Source organism: Streptomyces sp. TLI_185, from assembly GCF_003814765.1.
Classification (GTDB): Bacteria; Actinomycetota; Actinomycetes; order Streptomycetales; family Streptomycetaceae; genus Streptomyces.
In genome coordinates this window covers 7,370,581-7,390,798 of the sequence record NZ_RKRB01000001.1, presented here as the reverse complement: position 1 = coordinate 7,390,798, position 20,218 = coordinate 7,370,581, and the positions used below count along the sequence as shown (strand labels likewise).

Genomic DNA, 20,218 nt, shown 5'->3' with positions numbered 1-20,218 from the left:
CTGTCACCGCGATGTCACTGTGCACGTAGCAGAAACGTAGCGGGAGACCAGAAGGTTCCCCGAATCCCGTACTTCTACACGGCTTCGGCCACACTGAGTCAGCAACTCCGCGTGAACATCGATGGTTCCCGTCACTCCCCCCGCATCCACTGCTCCATCACCGACAGCAGGTGATCGGGATCGACCGGCTTCGTCACGTAGTCGGAGGCGCCCGACTCGATCGCCTTCTCCCGGTCGCCCTTCATCGCCTTCGCCGTCAGCGCGATGATCGGCAGGCCCGCGAACTGCGGCATCCTGCGGATCGCCGTGGTCGTCGCGTAGCCGTCCATCTCGGGCATCATGATGTCCATCAGGACGACCGCGACGTCGTCGTGCTGTTCCAGGACCTCGATGCCCTCTCGGCCGTTCTCGGCGTACAGCACGGACAGCCCGTGCTGCTCGAGCACACTGGTCAACGCGAAGACGTTGCGGATGTCGTCGTCGACGATCAGCACCTTCTGGCCGCCGAACCGGATGCCGCGGTGCACCTGCGGCGCAGCGTCCTGCTCGGCGGCCGACCACTGCTCCTGAGTCGCCAGACGCTGGTCGGCGTCGAGTCCGTGCCTGCGGCGGCGCCTGAAGAGCGCGGCGGCGCCGTTCTGCGTCTCCCGGTACGACTTCACCTCGGCCGGAGTCTCGATCTCCACCTCGGAGAGATGGGCGAGGTCCGAGGCGGCCACCAGGTCGCCTGCGTTCAAGGAGGGCAGGGCCTGCTGGTAGCCCTGCGGCGGCAGTTCGCTGGGGTGCAGCGGCAAATACAGCGTGAACGTCGAACCGCGTCCCGGCTCGCTCTGCGCGTGGATCTCACCGCCGAGCAGCTGCGCGATCTCCCGCGAGATCGACAGCCCCAGACCGGTACCGCCGTACTTGCGGCTCGTCGTGCCGTCCGCCTGCTTGAACGCCTCGAAGATCACGCGCATCTTGCTGGCGGCGATACCGATGCCCGTGTCGGTCACCGAGAACGCGATCAGGTCCGCATCCGGGTCGCTCATCGACCCGGCCTCGAGCAGTTGCTCCCGGATCGCCATCGGCACCTCCCGGCCGGCCGGCCGGATGACCAGCTCCACGGCCCCGGAGTCGGTGAACTTCACCGCGTTGGACAGCAGGTTCCGCAGCACCTGCAGCAGCCGTTGTTCGTCGGTGTGCAGCGTGGCGGGCAGCTCCGGCGACACCCGTACGGACAGGTCGAGGCCCTTCTCCGCGGTCAGCGGCCGGAAGGTGGCCTCCACGTAGTCGACGAGCTGAACGAGCGCGATACGCGTCGGGGAGACGTCCATCTTGCCCGCCTCGACCTTCGACAGATCGAGGATGTCGTTGATCAGCTGGAGCAGGTCGGAGCCTGCGCCATGGATGGTCTCGGCGAACTCGACCTGCTTCGGAGTGAGGTTGGAGTCCGCGTTGTCGGCGAGCAGCTTGGCCAGGATCAGCAGCGAGTTGAGCGGTGTGCGCAGCTCGTGCGACATGTTGGCGAGGAACTCGCTCTTGTAGCGCATCGACACGGCGAGCTGCTCGGCGCGCTCCTCCAGGACCTGCCGCGCCTCCTCGATCTCGGTGTTCTTGACCTCGATGTCGCGGTTCTGCTGGGCCAGCAGTTCGGCCTTCTCCTCCAGTTCGGCGTTGGACGCCTGGAGGGCCTTCTGCCGGTTCTCCAACTCGGCCGAGCGCTCCCGGAGTTGCTCGGTCAGCTCCTGCGACTGCTTCAGCAGCTGCTCCGTCTTGGTGTTGACGGAGATCGTGTTGACGCTGGTCGCGATCATCTCGGCGATCTGGTTGAGGAAGTCCTTCTGGATCTGCGTGAAGGGATTGAAGGAGGCCAGCTCGATGACACCGAGCACCTTGCCCTCGAACAGCACCGGAAGAACGATCACTTGTGCGGGCGGCGCCTCGCCGAGGCCGGAGGAGATCTTCAGATAGCCGCTGGGCGCGTTCTCCACCAGGATCGTGCGCTTCTCCTCGGCGGCCGTCCCGATCAGCGCCTCGCCCGGCCGGAACGACGTCGGCATGGAGCCCATCGAATAGCCGTACGACCCCAGCATGCGCAGCTCGTACGCGTCCTCGCTCTCGGCGTTCAGGTCCTTGCCGTCCATCAGCGGCATCGCCACGAAGAACGCGCCGTGCTGTGCCGAGACCACGGGCGTCAGCTCGCTCATGATCAGGGAGGCCACGTCCTGCAGATCGCGGCGGCCCTGCATCAGCGCGGAGATACGGGCGAGGTTGCCCTTCAGCCAGTCCTGCTCCTTGTTGGCGATCGTGGTGTCGCGCAGGTTGGCGATCATCTTGTTGATGTAGTCCTGGAGCTCCTGGATCTCGCCGGACGCATCGACGTCGATCTTCAGGTTTAGGTCACCGCGGGTCACCGCGGTCGCCACGCGCGCGATGGCGCGCACCTGCCGGGTAAGGTTTCCTGCCATTTCGTTCACGGACTCGGTGAGGTCGCGCCAGGTGCCGTCGACGTCACGCACGCGTGCCTGACCGCCGAGCTGTCCTTCCGTGCCCACCTCGCGGGCCACCCGGGTGACCTCCTCGGCGAAGCTGGACAGCTGGTCGACCATCGTGTTGATCGTCGTCTTGAGCTCGAGGATCTCGCCGCGGGCGTCAATGTCGATCTTCTTGGTCAAGTCACCCTTGGCGATGGCGGTGGTGACCATGGCGATGTTGCGCACCTGCCCGGTCAGGTTGGACGCCATGCCGTTCACGGAGTCGGTGAGGTCCTTCCACGTACCCGCCACACCCGGTACGTGCGCCTGGCCGCCGAGGATGCCGTCCGTGCCCACCTCGCGGGCCACCTTGGTGACCTGGTCGGCGAACGAACTCAGCGTCTTCACCATGGTGTTGAAGGTGTCGGCGAGCTGCTGGACCTCGCCGCGCGCCTCGATCGTCACCGTCCGCGTCAGGTCGCCGTTGGCGACGGCCGCCGCGACCTGGGAGATGTTCCGCACCTGCATGGTCAGGTTCTTGGCCATCAGGTTCACGTTGCCGCTGAGGTCCTTCCAGATGCCCGTGACACCCGGCACGTGCGCCTGGCCGCCCAGGATGCCCTCGGTGCCCACCTCGCGGGCCACCCGGGTCACCTGCTCGGCGAAGCTGGACAACTGGTCGACCATCGTGTTGACCGTCGTGACGAGCTCGAGAATCTCGCCCTTCGCGTCAACAGTGATCTTCTTGGACAGGTCGCCCTTGGCGACCGCGGTCGTGACCTCGGCGATGTTGCGCACCTGGATGGTCAGGTTGTTCGCCATGAAGTTCACGGACTGTGTGAGGTCCTTCCAGGTGCCGGAGACACCCTGCACCTCGGCCTGCCCGCCGAGCTGCCCCTCCGTGCCCACCTCACGGGCGACCCTGGTGACCTCCTCCGCGAACGACGACAGCTGGTCCACCATCGTGTTCAGGGTGTTCTTGAGCTCCAGGATCTCCCCGCGCGCGTCCACGGTGATCTTCTGGGAGAGGTCACCGCGGGCGACCGCGGTGGCGACCTGGGCGATATTGCGCACCTGGGCCGTAAGGTTTCCTGCCATTCCGTTCACGGAGTCGGTCAGGTCGCGCCACACGCCTGCCACGCCGGGCACCTGCGCCTGACCGCCGAGGCGGCCCTCGGTGCCCACCTCGCGGGCGACCCGGGTCACCTGGTCGGCGAACCCGGAGAGCTGGTCGACCATCGTGTTGATGGTGTTCTTCAGCTCCAGGATCTCGCCGCGCGCGTCGACGTCGATCTTCTGGGACAGGTCACCCTGAGCGACCGCAGTGGTCACCTGGGCGATGTTGCGCACCTGGGCCGTAAGGTTCCCGGCCATTCCGTTGACGGAGTCGGTGAGCTCCTTCCAGGTACCGGCCACACCCGGTACGACCGCCTGACCGCCCAGCCGGCCCTCCGTGCCCACGTCCCGGGCCATCCGCGTCACCTGGTCGGCGAAGGACGACAGCTGGTCCACCATCGTGTTCACGGTGTTCTTCAGCTGGAGCATCTCGCCGGAAACGTCCACGGTGACCTTCTGCGACAGGTCGCCGTTGGCGACCGCCGTCGTCACCTGGGCGATGTTGCGGACCTGCCCGGTGAGGTTGCGGAACGCGGTGTTGACAGAGTCGGTCAGGTCCTTCCAGGTACCGGCCGCGCCCGGCACCTGCGCCTGCCCGCCCAGCTCACCCTCGACACCGACCTCGCGCGCCACGCGCGTGACCTCGGAACCGAACGACGACAGCTGGTCCACCATGCCGTTGACGGTGTTCTTCAGCTCGAGCATCTCGCCGGCCACGTCGACGGTGACCTTCTGGGAGAGGTCACCGTTGGCCACCGCCGTGGTGACGGCCGCGATGTCCCTCACCTGAATGGTCAGATTCCGGAACACCGTGTTGACGGAGTCCGTCAAGTCCTTCCACGTACCCGCCGCGCCCGGCACGTTCGCCTGACCGCCCAGCTGCCCCGCGGCGCCGACCTCGTTGGCCACGCGCGTGACCTCGTCCGCGAAGATCCGCAGCGTCTCGGTCATCTGGTTGATCGTGTCCGCGAGCTGCGCCACCTCGCCGCGCGCCGACACGGTCACCTTCTGCGACAGGTCACCGTTGGCGACCGCTGTGGTGACCTGGGCGATCCCGCGCACCTGGGCCGTCAGGTTGCCGGCCATGAGGTTCACCGAATCGGTGAGGTCCTTCCACACACCGGCCACACCCGGCACCTGCGCCTGCCCGCCGAGCTCGCCCTCAGTGCCCACCTCGCGCGCGACTCGCGTCACCTCGGAGGAGAAGGACGACAGCTGGTCCACCATCGTGTTGACGGTGTTCTTCAACTCCAGCATCTCGCCGGCGACGTGAACGGTGACCTTCCGCGACAGATCACCCTTGGCCACCGCGGTCGTCACCAGGGCGATGTCCCGCACCTGGGCTGTCAGCCGGTACGCCATCGTGTTGACGGAGTCCGTGAGGTCCTTCCACGAACCCGACATGCCACGCACGCGTGCCTGCCCGCCCAGCTTGCCCTCGGTGCCCACCTCGCTGGCCACGCGCGTGACCTCGTCGGTGAAGGTCGACAGCTGGTCGACAAGGTTGTTTACAGTCCGTCCGACCTTGAGAAACTCCCCGCGCAGCGGATGCCCGGTCCCGTCCGGCGCCTGCGTCCGCAGCTCCATACGGGGCGAGAGATCGCCCTCCGCGACCGCGGACAGCACCCGGCCGACCTCGGAGACGGGCCGTACGAGATCGTCCACGAGCGCGTTGGAAGCCTCGATGGCGGCCACCCACGAGCCCTCGTAGGCGCCCGTCTCCAGCCGCTCGGTGAGCTTGCCCTCACGGCCCACCATGCGCCGCACCCGCGACAGCTCACCCGTCAGATGGAGATTGCGGTCGGCCACCTCATTGAAAACCGCCGCGATCTCCGACATCACGCCGTCCCCGGACACCGTGAGCCGCTTGCGGAAGTTCCCGTCGCGCATCGCCACGAGAGCCGCCAGCAGCCGGTTCAAGGACGCGGTGTCCACCGCGGTGGTCCCTCCGCGCGGTTTGCGCTGGTTGTTCAGGGACTGTCCGCCTTTCGCGCGCGTCTTAGTGCCCCGCGTCGCTGCGCCAGACTCCACTGTGTCCCTCCCGCAGGGGTCGACCGTTACTGCTGTGCTCCGGTACTACCGCCGGACGTACCAGTTACTGCTGCCTGTTTCTGCCCGATGTACCAGGCCGCACCACGGGCTGCTGCCCACTGCACGCGGAAGCCACTCGGCCTGGCCGGACCTTCACAAGAAGCTTGCCCAGTGTTTCACCCTGCCTGAACCCGGCCATAACAGTTCGGCAGCTTCGCACATCGTCCGCACACCCTCTGGGCGGAAACACTGCAGACCGGCATCCGCATGGCCGTCGAAGGTAAGTAACCTTGCATGCGGCTGTCCAGCCGCGCCGGTCCGTCCGGCCTGGGCGGTGGCACGAGAACGAGCGGGCATCGGAGGGGCGGCCGCACACATGACCACCGGACTGATCCCGGGGGGACAGCCCCCGGACCCCCGGCCGACGGGCGGTCTGCCGCATCAGCGGCACGAGCCGGTCGGCCAGGCAGCCCTGCCCGTCGACAACCGGACGAGGAGTTCTGTGATCACCGCGCGCGCGGCCGCCAGCTTCGAGCCCGTCGGACGATCGGTAGCGACCGCCCGCTCCTTCGTTCGCGACACCCTCCAGGGCTGGGGCTTCGCCGACATCGTCGACGACGCCGTGGTCCTCACCAGCGAGCTGGTCACCAATGCCGTCGTCCACGCGGGCACCTCCGCGGACGTCCTGTGTCTGCGCAGTGACGAAGGCGTACGGATCGAGGTGGCCGACCGGTATCCGGAACGCGAGATCCCCCTCCAGGGCCACCCCGTCAACATGGGCAGCCCGGACCGCGAGGGCGGCCGGGGACTCCAGCTGTGCGCCGCACTCGCAGGCCGCTGGGGTGTGGAGTACACGCCCACCCACAAGCAGGTCTGGTTCCAGCTCGACCTCCCCGAGCGCTCCGTGGGCACCCGCGCCGCCGGCCCGTCCCTCCCCGCCGACCTCCTCCCCCTCGCCGACGGCCGGGTCCGCGTCGCGGTCGTCCAGATCGACCGCAGCGGCTCCATCACTTCGTGGAACGAGGACGCGGAGGAACTCTTCGGTTACCCCGCCGAACAGGTGATCGGAAAGCCCCTTACCGATCTCGCCGCCTGGCCGCACACCCCGGGCACCAGCACCGGTATCGCGGAGGCACTCCAGCTCTCGCGGTGGGAGGGCAGCTACGGCATAAGAGGCGCCAACGGCCGCGTCACCCCCGTGTACGCCTCCCACCTCCGCGTCCGTGACACGGGCGGCGAGCCGTCCACGGTCTGCCTCCTCGTCCGGGACCACGAACGGGCCGTCCTGCAGACCCCGCTGCGCATCCCGGCCTCCGACACGGCACCCGCCGCCGACGGCCAGAGCAGCGACCCCTTCGAGGTGTTCATCGGCTCTCCGGCCCCGGACGACCTCGACGGTCTCCTCCAGCGCACGGTGGAACGCGCCCGCGACATGCTCGATGCCGACTCCGCCTTCCTGCTCCTGGCGACCGACGACGAGACGGAGTTGGAGGTCCGCGCCTCCACTGGCCTGCCCTCCGCGCGCCAGCGCTTCGCGCGCGTACCCGTCGAGGCAGGCCCCGGCCGCTACGGCTCGGCCCGCATGCCGGCCGTCCACGACGACCTCACGGCCGTACCCGGCGCCGTCCCGCTCCTCAGCGGCACGGGCATGCGCTCGGTCGTCACGGTCCCCCTGAAGGTCGAGGGCCGCCTCACCGGCTCCCTGGGAGTGGCGGCCGAATCCCCCGGCAGATACTCGAACGAGGAGGCCCTCCGCCTCCAATTCGCCGCCGACCGCATCGCGTTGGCCGTGGAATCGGCCCGCCTCGGCGAACTGGAGCGCCTGCGCCGAGGCTCCCTGAGTTTCCTGGTCGAGGCCTCCGACCTCCTGGCCGGCACCCTGGACCGCGACCAGACCCTGGCCCTGATGGCCCAGATGACGGTCCCCACCCTCGCCACCTGGTGCGCCGTCTACACGATCGCCGACCAGGCCTCCGAGCCGTACCTGTCGTACGTCCTGCACGAGGACGAGGAACTCATCGACGGCATCAAGTCGCTGCTGTCGAAGGTCCCGCCGCCCGACCCGGTACCCACGCCCGGCGCCCGAGTCTGGTCCGCTCCCGGCGAGGTCGCCCACCAGGCGGCCCTGCGCAGCTCCATGCGCAGCCTGGGCCTGAGCGGCGGCCCGACCCACCAGATCGCCTCGGGCATCGGCCCCACGCTCGCCACGGCCTCCGCGGTCGGCGGCGAAACCGTCGTACTCCCCCTGGTGGCGCGCAACCGAGTCATCGGCATGCTGACCCTCGGCAAGCCGACCGACGAACACTTCCGCCAGGAAATCCTGGAACTGGCCGAGGACCTGAGCCGACGGGCCGCCCTGGCCCTCGACAACGCCCGCCTGTACTCGGAGCGCACGGCCATCAGCCAGTCCCTCCAGCGCAGCCTCCTGCCCCCGGAACTCCCGGAGATCGACGGCGTGGAGGTCGAGGTCATCTACCGCGCGGCCGGCGAGGGCAACGAGGTCGGCGGCGACTTCTACGACCTCTTCCCGATCAGCGACGGCGCCTACGGCTTCGCCATCGGCGACGTCTGCGGTACGGGCCCCAACGCGGCGGCGGTCACGGGCCTCGCCCGGCACGCGCTCCGCCTCCTGGCCCGCGAGGGCCTCAGCGGCCCGGCGGTCCTGGAGCGACTGAACTCGGCCATTCTCGACGAGGGCGCCCGCAGCCGCTTCCTGACCCTCCTCTACGGCGAGCTACGGCCCCAGGAAGACGGCAGCGCCGAACTGAAGGTGGTCTGCGCCGGCCACCCCCTCCCCCTCCGTCTGCGCCAGGACGGCACGGTCGAACCGGCCGCCGAACCCCAGCCGCTCCTGGGCGTCATGGAAGATCTGGAGCTCTACGAGCAGACGGTCACCCTCGACCCGGGCGACGTGCTCCTGTGCGTCACGGACGGCGTCACGGAACGCCGTGAGGGCACCCGCATGCTCGGTGACGACGGCCTCACCGACGTCCTCACCACCTGCACGGGCCTGACAGCCGGCGCGGTTGCCGCCCGCATCATGCGCGCGGTGGAACGCTTCGCGTCCGACGCCCCGTCCGACGACATGGCGATCCTGGCGATGCGGGTCCCGGGCCTCCACAAGGACTGAGGCCCACGAGTACGAAAAAGGCCCCGCCCAATTGGGCGGGGCCTTTCGACTGGAGCCCCCAAACGGAATCGAACCGTTGACCTTCTCCTTACCATGGAGACGCTCTGCCGACTGAGCTATAGGGGCCTGTCACCTTGGGGAGTTTCCCCCGCGGCAACGGAATAGATCATACCCCGAACAGAGACGTGCTCCCAACCGCGTCCTGCAGTGCCGACGGCCGCTCAGAAAGCAGGCTGAAGCAATCCGCCCAGTGCATTGCACGCGCCCACGATCCGCTGCATGTCCCGCTTGGTCAAAGCGGCGTCCACGGGCAGCGCTAGGGTCTCGTCGGCGGCCCGCTCGGTCTCCGGCAGCGACACGCACCGGCGGAATTCCGGCAGCCGGTGCACAGGCGTCTTCACCGGCACCCGGCACTCAACTCCCCTGGCCCGCACGGCGCGAGCGAAGGCATCCCGATCCGGCCTCCCGTTCCCCGGCACACGCACGACGTACTGCTGATAGGTGTGCCCGTCACCGCCGTCGGGCGTCCGCACACCCCTCAACTTGGCGTCGAGATAGGCGGCCCGCTCCCTCCGCTGAGCGATCTCGTCGTACGGCGCCTCGGACTCCCCCTGCTCCAGCACCAGAAGCCCGTGCCGCTGCCCCACACCGTGCAGCCGGGCGATGTCGGCCGGCCGACCGAAGCGGTGTACGACAACGACCGCCGCCGTCCGCGAAGTTATGGCTGCCTCGACAGCGGCCGGGTCGAGGCAGTACGTCAGCGGATCTATGTCGGCGAACACCGGCAGTGCGCCGGCGAGGGCGACGGCCCCGGCGACCTCGGAGTTCCCGAAGGCCGGCACGACAACCTCGTCACCGACTCCGACGCCGGCGGCCCTGAGCATTGCAGCAGTACCCATGCTTCGGATGGTTGTTGCGCAACGTGAACTTCAAGTGACGGAGAACAAAAAAGGGTTGGACCCCGAACCGAAGTTCAGGATCCAACCCTTTGAATAATTGTTCGGCGGCGTCCTACTCTCCCACAGGGTCCCCCCTGCAGTACCATCGGCGCTGTAAGGCTTAGCTTCCGGGTTCGGAATGTAACCGGGCGTTTCCCTCACGCTATAACCACCGAAACACTATGAAACTGTCGAACGTCTGCCGCACCACGCCGTGACCGGACGCGGGGCCGTTCGTGGTTTCAGAACCAACACAGTGGACGCGAGCAACTGAGGACAAGCCCTCGGCCTATTAGTACCGGTCACCTCCACACCTTGCGGTGCTTCCAGATCCGGCCTATCAACCCAGTCGTCTACTGGGAGCCTTACCCCATCAAGTGGGTGGGAGTCCTCATCTCGAAGCAGGCTTCCCGCTTAGATGCTTTCAGCGGTTATCCCTCCCGAACGTAGCCAACCAGCCATGCCCTTGGCAGGACAACTGGCACACCAGAGGTTCGTCCGTCCCGGTCCTCTCGTACTAGGGACAGCCCTTCTCAAGACTCCTGCGCGCACAGCGGATAGGGACCGAACTGTCTCACGACGTTCTAAACCCAGCTCGCGTACCGCTTTAATGGGCGAACAGCCCAACCCTTGGGACCGACTCCAGCCCCAGGATGCGACGAGCCGACATCGAGGTGCCAAACCATCCCGTCGATATGGACTCTTGGGGAAGATCAGCCTGTTATCCCCGGGGTACCTTTTATCCGTTGAGCGACGGCGCTTCCACAAGCCACCGCCGGATCACTAGTCCCGACTTTCGTCCCTGCTCGACCCGTCGGTCTCACAGTCAAGCTCCCTTGTGCACTTACACTCAACACCTGATTGCCAACCAGGCTGAGGGAACCTTTGGGCGCCTCCGTTACTCTTTAGGAGGCAACCGCCCCAGTTAAACTACCCATCAGACACTGTCCCTGATCCGGATCACGGACCCAGGTTAGACATCCAGCACGACCAGACTGGTATTTCAACGACGACTCCACCTGAACTGGCGTCCAAGCTTCACAGTCTCCCAGCTATCCTACACAAGCCGAACCGAACACCAATATCAAACTGTAGTAAAGGTCCCGGGGTCTTTCCGTCCTGCTGCGCGAAACGAGCATCTTTACTCGTAGTGCAATTTCACCGGGCCTATGGTTGAGACAGTCGAGAAGTCGTTACGCCATTCGTGCAGGTCGGAACTTACCCGACAAGGAATTTCGCTACCTTAGGATGGTTATAGTTACCACCGCCGTTTACTGGCGCTTAAGTTCTCAGCTTCGCCCCACCGAAATGGAGCTAACCGGTCCCCTTAACGTTCCAGCACCGGGCAGGCGTCAGTCCGTATACATCGCCTTACGGCTTCGCACGGACCTGTGTTTTTAGTAAACAGTCGCTTCTCGCTGGTCTCTGCGGCCACCCCCAGCTCAGGACGTAAAGCCCATCACCAGGTGTGGCCCCCCTTCTCCCGAAGTTACGGGGGCATTTTGCCGAGTTCCTTAACCATAGTTCACCCGAACGCCTCGGTATTCTCTACCTGACCACCTGAGTCGGTTTAGGGTACGGGCCGCCATGAAACTCGCTAGAGGCTTTTCTCGACAGCATAGGATCATCCACTTCACCACAATCGGCTCGGCATCAGGTCTCACCCCATATGAGTGGCGGATTTGCCTACCACTCGGGCTACACCCTTACCCCGGGACAACCACCGCCCGGGCTGGACTACCTTCCTGCGTCACCCCATCACTCACCTACTACAGGTCTGGTCCGTCGGCTCCACCACTCCCCTTTGCCCGAAGGCTCCGGGGCGGCTTCACGGACTTAGCATCGCCTGGTTCGATGTTTGACGCTTCACAGCGGGTACCGGAATATCAACCGGTTATCCATCGACTACGCCTGTCGGCCTCGCCTTAGGTCCCGACTTACCCTGGGCAGATCAGCTTGACCCAGGAACCCTTAGTCAATCGGCGCACACGTTTCTCACGTGTGAATCGCTACTCATGCCTGCATTCTCACTCGTGAACCGTCCACAACTGCCTTCCGGCGCTGCTTCACCCGGCACACGACGCTCCCCTACCCATCACAGCCTCCGTTGGGAGTATTACTGCAATGACACGACTTCGGCGGTACGCTTGAGCCCCGCTACATTGTCGGCGCGGAATCACTAGACCAGTGAGCTATTACGCACTCTTTCAAGGGTGGCTGCTTCTAAGCCAACCTCCTGGTTGTCTGTGCGACTCCACATCCTTTCCCACTTAGCGTACGCTTAGGGGCCTTAGTCGATGCTCTGGGCTGTTTCCCTCTCGACCATGGAGCTTATCCCCCACAGTCTCACTGCCGCGCTCTCACTTACCGGCATTCGGAGTTTGGCTAAGGTCAGTAACCCGGTAGGGCCCATCGCCTATCCAGTGCTCTACCTCCGGCAAGAAACACACGACGCTGCACCTAAATGCATTTCGGGGAGAACCAGCTATCACGGAGTTTGATTGGCCTTTCACCCCTAACCACAGGTCATCCCCCAGGTTTTCAACCCTGGTGGGTTCGGTCCTCCACGAAGTCTTACCTCCGCTTCAACCTGCCCATGGCTAGATCACTCCGCTTCGGGTCTTGAGCGTGCTACTAAAACGCCCTATTCGGACTCGCTTTCGCTACGGCTACCCCACCCGGGTTAACCTCGCAACACACCGCAAACTCGCAGGCTCATTCTTCAAAAGGCACGCAGTCACGAGACACCAAGCAAGCTTGATGTCCGACGCTCCCACGGCTTGTAGGCACACGGTTTCAGGTACTATTTCACTCCGCTCCCGCGGTACTTTTCACCATTCCCTCACGGTACTATCCGCTATCGGTCACCAGGGAATATTTAGGCTTAGCGGGTGGTCCCGCCAGATTCACACGGGATTTCTCGGGCCCCGTGCTACTTGGGTGTCTCTCCAACGAGCCGCTGACGTTTCGACTACGGGGGTCTTACCCTCTACGCCGGACCTTTCGCATGTCCTTCGCCTACATCAACGGTTTCTGACTCGTCCTGTCGCCGGCAGACGACAGAAGAGAGATCCCACAACCCCCACGACGCAACCCCTGCCGGGTCTCACACGTCGTAGGTTTGGCCTCATCCGGTTTCGCTCGCCACTACTCCCGGAATCACGGTTGTTTTCTCTTCCTGCGGGTACTGAGATGTTTCACTTCCCCGCGTTCCCTCCACTTGCCCTATGTGTTCAGGCAAGGGTGACAGCCCATGACGACTGCCGGGTTTCCCCATTCGGACACCCCCGGATCAAAGCCTGGTTGACGACTCCCCGGGGCCTATCGTGGCCTCCCACGTCCTTCATCGGTTCCTGGTGCCAAGGCATCCACCGTGCGCCCTTAAAAACTTGGCCACAGATGCTCGCGTCCACTGTGCAGTTCTCAAACAACGACCAGCCACCCATCACCCCCAACCAAAAGCTGGAGTTCACTGGGACCGGCAACTGAAGGCAGCCTCACGGCCGTGCCCTCAGACACCCAACAACGTGCCCGGCACACTCCCCGCTCCCCTCAACGTTCCACGCTCTTGCGAGCAGTACTGGAAGGAGAAGACGATCAAGTGTGCCGAATAATCAACGTTCCACCCATGAGCAACCACCGTCGGACGTTTGCCGACGTAATGGCCCTGGACCACCAGGACATGCCCGGCGGCCTAGATGCTCCTTAGAAAGGAGGTGATCCAGCCGCACCTTCCGGTACGGCTACCTTGTTACGACTTCGTCCCAATCGCCAGTCCCACCTTCGACAGCTCCCTCCCACAAGGGGTTGGGCCACCGGCTTCGGGTGTTACCGACTTTCGTGACGTGACGGGCGGTGTGTACAAGGCCCGGGAACGTATTCACCGCAGCACTGCTGATCTGCGATTACTAGCAACTCCGACTTCATGGGGTCGAGTTGCAGACCCCAATCCGAACTGAGACCGGCTTTTTGAGATTCGCTCCACCTCACGGTATCGCAGCTCATTGTACCGGCCATTGTAGCACGTGTGCAGCCCAAGACATAAGGGGCATGATGACTTGACGTCGTCCCCACCTTCCTCCGAGTTGACCCCGGCGGTCTCCCGTGAGTCCCCATCACCCCGAAGGGCATGCTGGCAACACGGGACAAGGGTTGCGCTCGTTGCGGGACTTAACCCAACATCTCACGACACGAGCTGACGACAGCCATGCACCACCTGTACACCGACCACAAGGGGGCACCCATCTCTGGATGTTTCCGGTGTATGTCAAGCCTTGGTAAGGTTCTTCGCGTTGCGTCGAATTAAGCCACATGCTCCGCTGCTTGTGCGGGCCCCCGTCAATTCCTTTGAGTTTTAGCCTTGCGGCCGTACTCCCCAGGCGGGGAACTTAATGCGTTAGCTGCGGCACCGACGACGTGGAATGTCGCCAACACCTAGTTCCCACCGTTTACGGCGTGGACTACCAGGGTATCTAATCCTGTTCGCTCCCCACGCTTTCGCTCCTCAGCGTCAGTAATGGCCCAGAGATCCGCCTTCGCCACCGGTGTTCCTCCTGATATCTGCGCATTTCACCGCTACACCAGGAATTCCGATCTCCCCTACCACACTCTAGCCTGCCCGTATCGAATGCAGACCCGGGGTTAAGCCCCGGGCTTTCACACCCGACGTGACAAGCCGCCTACGAGCTCTTTACGCCCAATAATTCCGGACAACGCTTGCGCCCTACGTATTACCGCGGCTGCTGGCACGTAGTTAGCCGGCGCTTCTTCTGCAGGTACCGTCACTTGCGCTTCTTCCCTGCTGAAAGAGGTTTACAACCCGAAGGCCGTCATCCCTCACGCGGCGTCGCTGCATCAGGCTTTCGCCCATTGTGCAATATTCCCCACTGCTGCCTCCCGTAGGAGTCTGGGCCGTGTCTCAGTCCCAGTGTGGCCGGTCGCCCTCTCAGGCCGGCTACCCGTCGTCGCCTTGGTGAGCCGTTACCTCACCAACAAGCTGATAGGCCGCGGGCTCATCCTTCACCGCCGGAGCTTTACAACCCGGGAGATGCCTCCCAGGCTCATATCCGGTATTAGACCCCGTTTCCAGGGCTTGTCCCAGAGTGAAGGGCAGATTGCCCACGTGTTACTCACCCGTTCGCCACTAATCCACCCCGAAGGGCTTCATCGTTCGACTTGCATGTGTTAAGCACGCCGCCAGCGTTCGTCCTGAGCCAGGATCAAACTCTCCGTGAATGTTTACCCGTAATCGGGTGCACACATCACGAGAGCGGAACAGCCAGGCGGAATAAGCCCGGCCGTTCACAGCGTCCTCGCTGTGTTTTTTCAAAGGAACCTCGCCCCGGCCATGACGGCCGAGAACGGGGTATCAACATATCTGGCGTTGATTTTTGGCACGCTGTTGAGTTCTCAAGGAACGGACGCTTCCTTTGTACTCACCCTCTCGGGCTTTCCTCCGGGCAGTTTCCCTTCGGTCTTGCGTTTCCGACTCTATCAGACCGTTTCCCGACCCGATTTCCTCGGCGCTTTCCAGGTTCCCGCTTTCGCGTTTCCCTTTCCGGCGGCTCCGACTTTATCAGAGATTCTGAGTCGGATTTCCCGCCCCGATCGGGGACTGGTTCCGGCGCACGAGGCGGCCGGGTTCCCGTTCTGGCGGAGCCGTAAACGTACTGGAGCGGGGCGCCTCGATGCAAATCGAGGCGCCCCGCTCCGGGTTCACACGTACGAGGGGTCGTACGCCAGTCAGACCTCCACCACGACCGGGAGGATCATTGGCCTGCGCCGATACGTGTCGGAGACCCACTTGCCGAGGGTGCGGCGGATGAGTTGCTGCAGTTGGTGCGGCTCCACCACGCCGTCCTGAGCCGAGCGTTCGAGCACCTCGGTGATCTTCGGGATCACGTCGCCGAAGGCCGTGTCCTCGATGCCCGAGCCGCGGGCCTGGATGTGCGGGCCGCCTGTGATCTTGCCGGTGGACGAGTCCACCACCAGGAAGACCGAGATGATGCCCTCGTCGCCGAGGATCTTGCGGTCCTTGAGCGCCGGCTCACCCACGTCGCCGACCGAGAGCCCGTCGACGTAGACGTAACCCGCCTGGACCTTGCCCGAGATCTTCGCCTTGCCCTCGACGAGGTCGACGACCACGCCGTCCTCGGCGATGACGATGCGGTCGTGCGGGACGCCGGTCATGGCGCCCAGCTCTGCGTTGGCGCGCAGGTGGCGCCATTCGCCGTGGACCGGCATCAGGTTCTTCGGACGGCAGATGTTGTAGAAGTACAGGAGCTCGCCCGCGGACGCGTGGCCCGAGACGTGAACCTTCGCGTTGCCCTTGTGGACCACGTTCGCGCCCCAGCGGGTCAGGCCGTTGATCACGCGGTAGACCGCGTTCTCGTTGCCGGGGATCAGCGAGGACGCCAGGATCACCGTGTCGCCGTCGACGATGCGGATCTGGTGGTCACGGTTGGCCATGCGGGACAGGGCCGCCATGGGTTCGCCCTGGGAGCCCGTGCAGACCAGCACGATCTCGCTGTCGGGCAGGTCGTCCAGTGTCTTCACGTCGACGACCAGGCCCGGTGGGACCTTCAGATAGCCCAGGTCCCGTGCGATGCCCATGTTGCGGACCATCGAGCGGCCTACGAAGGCGACCCGGCGGCCGTACTCATGAGCCGCGTCCAGGATCTGCTGGATGCGGTGGACGTGGCTGGCGAAGCTCGCCACGATGATCCGCTTGCGGGCGCTCGCGAAGACCTGGCGCAGGACGTTGGAGATGTCGCGCTCGGGCGGCACGAAGCCGGGAACTTCCGCGTTCGTCGAATCGGCGAGGAGGAGATCGATGCCCTCTTCGCTCAGTCGTGCGAACGCGTGGAGGTCCGTCAGACGACCGTCCAGCGGTAGCTGGTCCATCTTGAAGTCGCCGGTGTGGACCACCATGCCGGCCGGGGTGCGAATGGCCACGGCGAGGGCGTCCGGGATGGAGTGGTTGACCGCGACGAACTCGCAGTCGAAGGGTCCGACACGTTCGCGGTTGCCCTCCGCCACTTCGAGGGTGTACGGGCGGATGCGGTGCTCCTGGAGCTTCGCCTCGATGAGAGCGAGGGTCAGCTTGGAGCCGATCAGCGGGATGTCCGGCTTCTCGCGCAGGAGGTAGGGGACGCCGCCGATGTGGTCCTCGTGGCCGTGCGTGAGCACGATGCCCTCGATGTCGTCGAGGCGGTCCCGTACGGACGAGAAGTCCGGCAGGATCAGGTCGATTCCGGGCTGCTCCTCCTCGGGGAAGAGCACGCCGCAGTCGACAATCAGAAGACGGCCGCCGTACTCGAAGACCGTCATGTTTCGGCCGATCTCACCGAGACCGCCGAGCGGGGTGACCCGCAGGCCCCCTTCGGGGAGCGGCGGGGGCGAACCGAGTTCAGGATGCGGATGACTCAAAAGACTCTCCTCACCACACGCGCCACGTACCGGTAGGGCACGTGGCGCGCGTGACGTTCGTGCGTGTAGCAGTTGTCGTTGTGGGGTGCGGGCACCGGTGCCCGCCTATTCAGTTGTGAAGTCTGTGGTGGTGCCAAGTCTGTTGTCAGAGCTGTACCCCGCCTGCAGCAAGATCGATCTTGAGCTGGGCGATCTCTTCGGGTGTGCACTCGACCATGGGCGCGCGCAGAGGTCCCGCGGGCAGGCCCTGAAGGGCGAGGGCGGCCTTCGTGGTCATGACGCCCTGGGTGCGGAACATGCCCGTGTAGACCGGGAGCAGCTTCTGGTGGATCTCCGTGGCCTTCTGGACGTCGCCCGAGACGAACGCCTCGACAAGGGCGCGCAGGTCCGGAGTGACCACATGGCCCACGACCGACACGAAGCCGACCGCGCCCACGGAGAGCAGCGGCAGGTTCAGCATGTCGTCGCCGGAGTACCAGGCGAGCCCGGAGCGGGCGATGGCCCAGCTCGCGCGGCCGAGGTCGCCCTTGGCGTCCTTGTTGGCGACGATCCGCGGGTGTTCGGCGAGCCGGACCAGCGTCTCGGTGTTGATCGGGACGCCACTGCGCCCGGGGATGTCGTAGAGCATGACCGGAAGCTCGGCGGCGTCGGCGACGGCCGTGAAGTGCCGGTACAGGCCCTCCTGCGGGGGCTTGTTGTAGTACGGCGTCACGATCAGGAGGCCGTGTGCGCCCACCTTGTCGGCGGCCCGGGCCAGCTCGATGCTGTGGTGGGTGTCGTTGGTGCCGACTCCGGCCACCACGTGGGCACGGTCACCGACCGCCTCCAGGACGGCTCGTACGAGCTCCGCTTTCTCCGCATCGCTGGTGGTGGGGGACTCGCCCGTGGTGCCGTTGACGATCAGGCCGTCGTTGCCTGCGTCCACCAGGTGGGCGGCGAGCCGCTGCGCGCCGTCGAGGTCGAGTGCGCCGTCCGCCGTGAAGGGCGTGACCATGGCGGTGAGGACCCGCCCGAAGGGGGTCTGCGGAGTCGAGGTCGGAGCCATGGGTAACACGCTACTCGGTGCTCAATGCGTGGTCTGCCCTTGGGGTGCGGGATAAGTCCGGACAAATGCGGAGCCCGGTACTGCCTGCTCGGGGGTTCAAGCAGTACCGGGTCCGTTTGATCAGGCTAGATGAACTTCTCCAAATGCCGCAATACGGACACCTCGCGAGGCTGACCGTACATCTGTACTCGGCCGGGGAGGGCGGTGCGCTACGGCGCCACACGGCCGTTCGCGTTGAAGGCTGCGTAGGTGAGCGGCATGAGCCTGGCCCACTCGGCCTCCATCTTCTCGCCGACCATCTCGATCTCCCGCTGCGGGAAGGACGGGACCTTCGCCAGTTCGTGCTGGGTGCGCAGGCCGAGGAAGTGCATCAGCGAGCGGGCGTTGCAGGTGGCGTACATGGACGAGAACAGACCGACGGGGAGGACCGCGCGGGCGACCTCGCGGGCGACGCCGGCGGCGAGCATCTCCTGGTAGGCCTCGTACGCCTGGCGGTACGAGTCCTCCATGACGCGGCCGACCAGCTCCTGCTGGGCCTGGGTGCCCTCCACGAAGACGTACTTGCCGGGGCGGCCCTCCTGGACGAGCTTGCGGGACTCGTCGGGGACGTAGAAGGCGGGCTGGAGCTGGCGGTACCGGCCCGATTCCTCGTTGTACGACCAGCCGACGCGGTGCCGCATGAACTCGCGGAAGACGAAGATCGGGGCGCTGATGAAGAACGTCATCGAGTTGTGCTCGAACGGGCTGCCGTGGCGGTCGCGCATCAGGTAGTTGATCAGGCCCTTGGAGCGCTCGGGGTCCTTGCCCAGCTCGTCCAGGGACTGCTCGCCGATGGTCGAGACGCGGGCGGCGAAGAGCACGTCGGCGTCGGACGCGGTGTGCTTGACCAGCTCGACGGTGACGTCGCTGCGGAAGCTGGGCTTGAGGTCGTCGGCGGGGGTGTCGGTCACGACTCGGAGGGTCCCTTCCATCACTTCTCTCGGGCGGCGCCCACTCTACGACCCGGCACTGACAACGGGGCGTTCGGTGCCGGGTCGCGACATACGCCGGCGAATTTCTGTGAATTCGGCGAAACCGGGCACCTTTTGGGGCACTCGAGCGTCTGTGTAGATGACAGTCACTCGTTCGATCCCGAGAGGAGAAGCTCCACTCATGTTCCGTCGGCGGGAACCCGTCCCGTTCGCCTTCGTCGCCGAAGCCGACAGGTTCCGCAGCAATGTCGCTCCCCCGCCCCGTCAGCGGGCGTCCGCCGGTCAGATAGCCGCGCGCTGGCTGCTCGGACTCACCATCGTCGCCGGGCTGGTGGGCTCGCTGGTTCTCGGTATGCCCGCGCTGTCCAGTCCCGCTTCCACGCCGGCTCAGCAGTCACAGGCCTCCCAGGGGCACTGACTCCATCCGGACCCCACAAGTGGTGGGCAGGAACACGGACGGATAATCTCACCGGGCACAGCCCATGCATGGATTGAGTGAGGACCAGCCGTGCCCCTGCCCTTCCTGACGGCCGACCGTGCCTATGAGCCAGCGGACGACGCGCTGCCCTTCGACGACCGCGACCGCTGGCGGCGCCCCTACCGTCCCGGGCCATGGCGTGTGGGCGTGGCGGCACTCTGGCTGCTGCTCGCCTCGTTCGTGCTGTTCGCCGCGGTCATCATCGCGTTCACCGCTTCGGCTTCCGAGGCCGGCGTGGTCTTCGGTATCGCGCTGGCCGTCATCGCGGGCTCCCTCAGGCTGCTGCGCATGGGCGCCTGGGTGAGTGCGCGCGGGCTGCGCCAGGTGGGCTTCTTCGGGACGCGTACGACGCCCTGGGAGCGGGTCTCCTCCCTGCGGACGGTGCAGCAGCCGGTGCGCTGGCTCGGGCTGCCGCGCACCGTGCAGGGGCAGGCGCTGATCCTCGTACGCAGCGACCGTCCGGAGCAGGACGCCCCGGTGCTCCTGACCACGCACAACGTCGACTTCCTCGCGCGGGCCGGGTCGTTCGACCGGGCTGCGGACACGATCGAGGCGTGGGCGGCGGAGTACGGACGCGGGCGCGGCTGACCGAACGGCGCCGGATGCCGGTGCGGGCCGGGAGCCG

At 65.5% G+C, this 20,218-nt stretch carries 8 protein-coding genes, 1 tRNA gene and 3 rRNA genes; 3 read left to right on the top strand and 9 right to left on the bottom strand.

The window, feature by feature from the left end; genetic code table 11:
- Nucleotides 1–131 precede the first annotated feature (131 nt).
- Nucleotides 132–5,603: a HAMP domain-containing protein gene (locus tag EDD92_RS34175; RefSeq protein ID WP_123967863.1), complete on the bottom strand. Its 5,472-nt coding sequence runs from the start codon at nucleotides 5,601–5,603 to the stop codon at nucleotides 132–134.
- Nucleotides 5,604–5,979: 376 nt separating this feature from the next.
- Here EDD92_RS34175 and EDD92_RS34165 point away from each other — a divergent pair, with 376 nt between their 5' ends.
- On the top strand, nucleotides 5,980–8,733 hold the full coding sequence (locus EDD92_RS34165) for a SpoIIE family protein phosphatase (RefSeq protein ID WP_123967862.1): 2,754 nt from the start codon (nucleotides 5,980–5,982) through the stop codon (nucleotides 8,731–8,733).
- A 50-nt stretch (nucleotides 8,734–8,783) separates the two neighbouring features.
- Here EDD92_RS34165 and EDD92_RS34160 read toward each other — a convergent pair.
- The 8 genes from EDD92_RS34160 to thyX all read right to left on the bottom strand — a co-directional run bounded on the left by EDD92_RS34160 (nucleotide 8,784) and on the right by thyX (nucleotide 19,094).
- Nucleotides 8,784–8,859, bottom strand: a tRNA-Thr gene (locus EDD92_RS34160).
- A gap of 95 nt (nucleotides 8,860–8,954) precedes the next feature.
- Complete coding sequence (locus EDD92_RS34155; RefSeq protein WP_030947355.1) at nucleotides 8,955–9,617, bottom strand: DegT/DnrJ/EryC1/StrS family aminotransferase; 663 nt, start codon at nucleotides 9,615–9,617, stop codon at nucleotides 8,955–8,957.
- 114 nt (nucleotides 9,618–9,731) lie between these two features.
- A 5S ribosomal RNA gene (gene rrf, locus EDD92_RS34150) occupies nucleotides 9,732–9,848 on the bottom strand.
- A gap of 95 nt (nucleotides 9,849–9,943) precedes the next feature.
- Nucleotides 9,944–13,066: ribosomal RNA gene (locus tag EDD92_RS34145) — 23S ribosomal RNA — on the bottom strand.
- Between the two features lie 314 nt (nucleotides 13,067–13,380).
- Nucleotides 13,381–14,906, bottom strand: a 16S ribosomal RNA gene (locus tag EDD92_RS34140).
- The 16S, 23S and 5S rRNA genes sit together here, the layout of an rRNA operon.
- A gap of 507 nt (nucleotides 14,907–15,413) precedes the next feature.
- Nucleotides 15,414–17,099: a ribonuclease J gene (locus tag EDD92_RS34130; RefSeq protein ID WP_123967861.1), complete on the bottom strand. Its 1,686-nt coding sequence runs from the start codon at nucleotides 17,097–17,099 to the stop codon at nucleotides 15,414–15,416.
- A 145-nt stretch (nucleotides 17,100–17,244) separates the two neighbouring features.
- Entirely contained in the window at nucleotides 17,245–18,144 is a 900-nt protein-coding gene (gene dapA / locus EDD92_RS34125) for a 4-hydroxy-tetrahydrodipicolinate synthase (protein WP_123967860.1), read from the bottom strand.
- Between the two features lie 209 nt (nucleotides 18,145–18,353).
- Nucleotides 18,354–19,094, bottom strand: a complete 741-nt coding sequence (gene thyX, locus EDD92_RS34120) for an FAD-dependent thymidylate synthase (protein WP_030945118.1) — start codon at nucleotides 19,092–19,094, stop codon at nucleotides 18,354–18,356.
- A 202-nt stretch (nucleotides 19,095–19,296) separates the two neighbouring features.
- On the opposite strand from thyX, the gene EDD92_RS34115 reads away from it, so the two are divergent.
- A complete protein-coding gene (locus EDD92_RS34115; protein ID WP_123967859.1) occupies nucleotides 19,297–19,533 on the top strand; it encodes a hypothetical protein in 237 nt (78 codons plus the stop codon).
- Between the two features lie 90 nt (nucleotides 19,534–19,623).
- Entirely contained in the window at nucleotides 19,624–20,181 is a 558-nt protein-coding gene (locus EDD92_RS34110; protein WP_123967858.1) for a PH domain-containing protein, read from the top strand.
- Nucleotides 20,182–20,218 lie beyond the last annotated feature (37 nt).

Excerpts from the sequence above, each read along its gene's own strand:
- EDD92_RS34115 (WP_123967859.1), top strand. The coding sequence starts at position 19,297 with ATGTTCCGTCGGCGGGAACCCGTCCCGTTCGCCTTCGTCGCCGAAGCC.
- EDD92_RS34165 (WP_123967862.1), top strand. The coding sequence starts at position 5,980 with ATGACCACCGGACTGATCCCGGGGGGACAGCCCCCGGACCCCCGGCCG.
- EDD92_RS34155 (WP_030947355.1), bottom strand. The coding sequence starts at position 9,617 with ATGCTCAGGGCCGCCGGCGTCGGAGTCGGTGACGAGGTTGTCGTGCCG.
- dapA (WP_123967860.1), bottom strand. The coding sequence starts at position 18,144 with ATGGCTCCGACCTCGACTCCGCAGACCCCCTTCGGGCGGGTCCTCACC.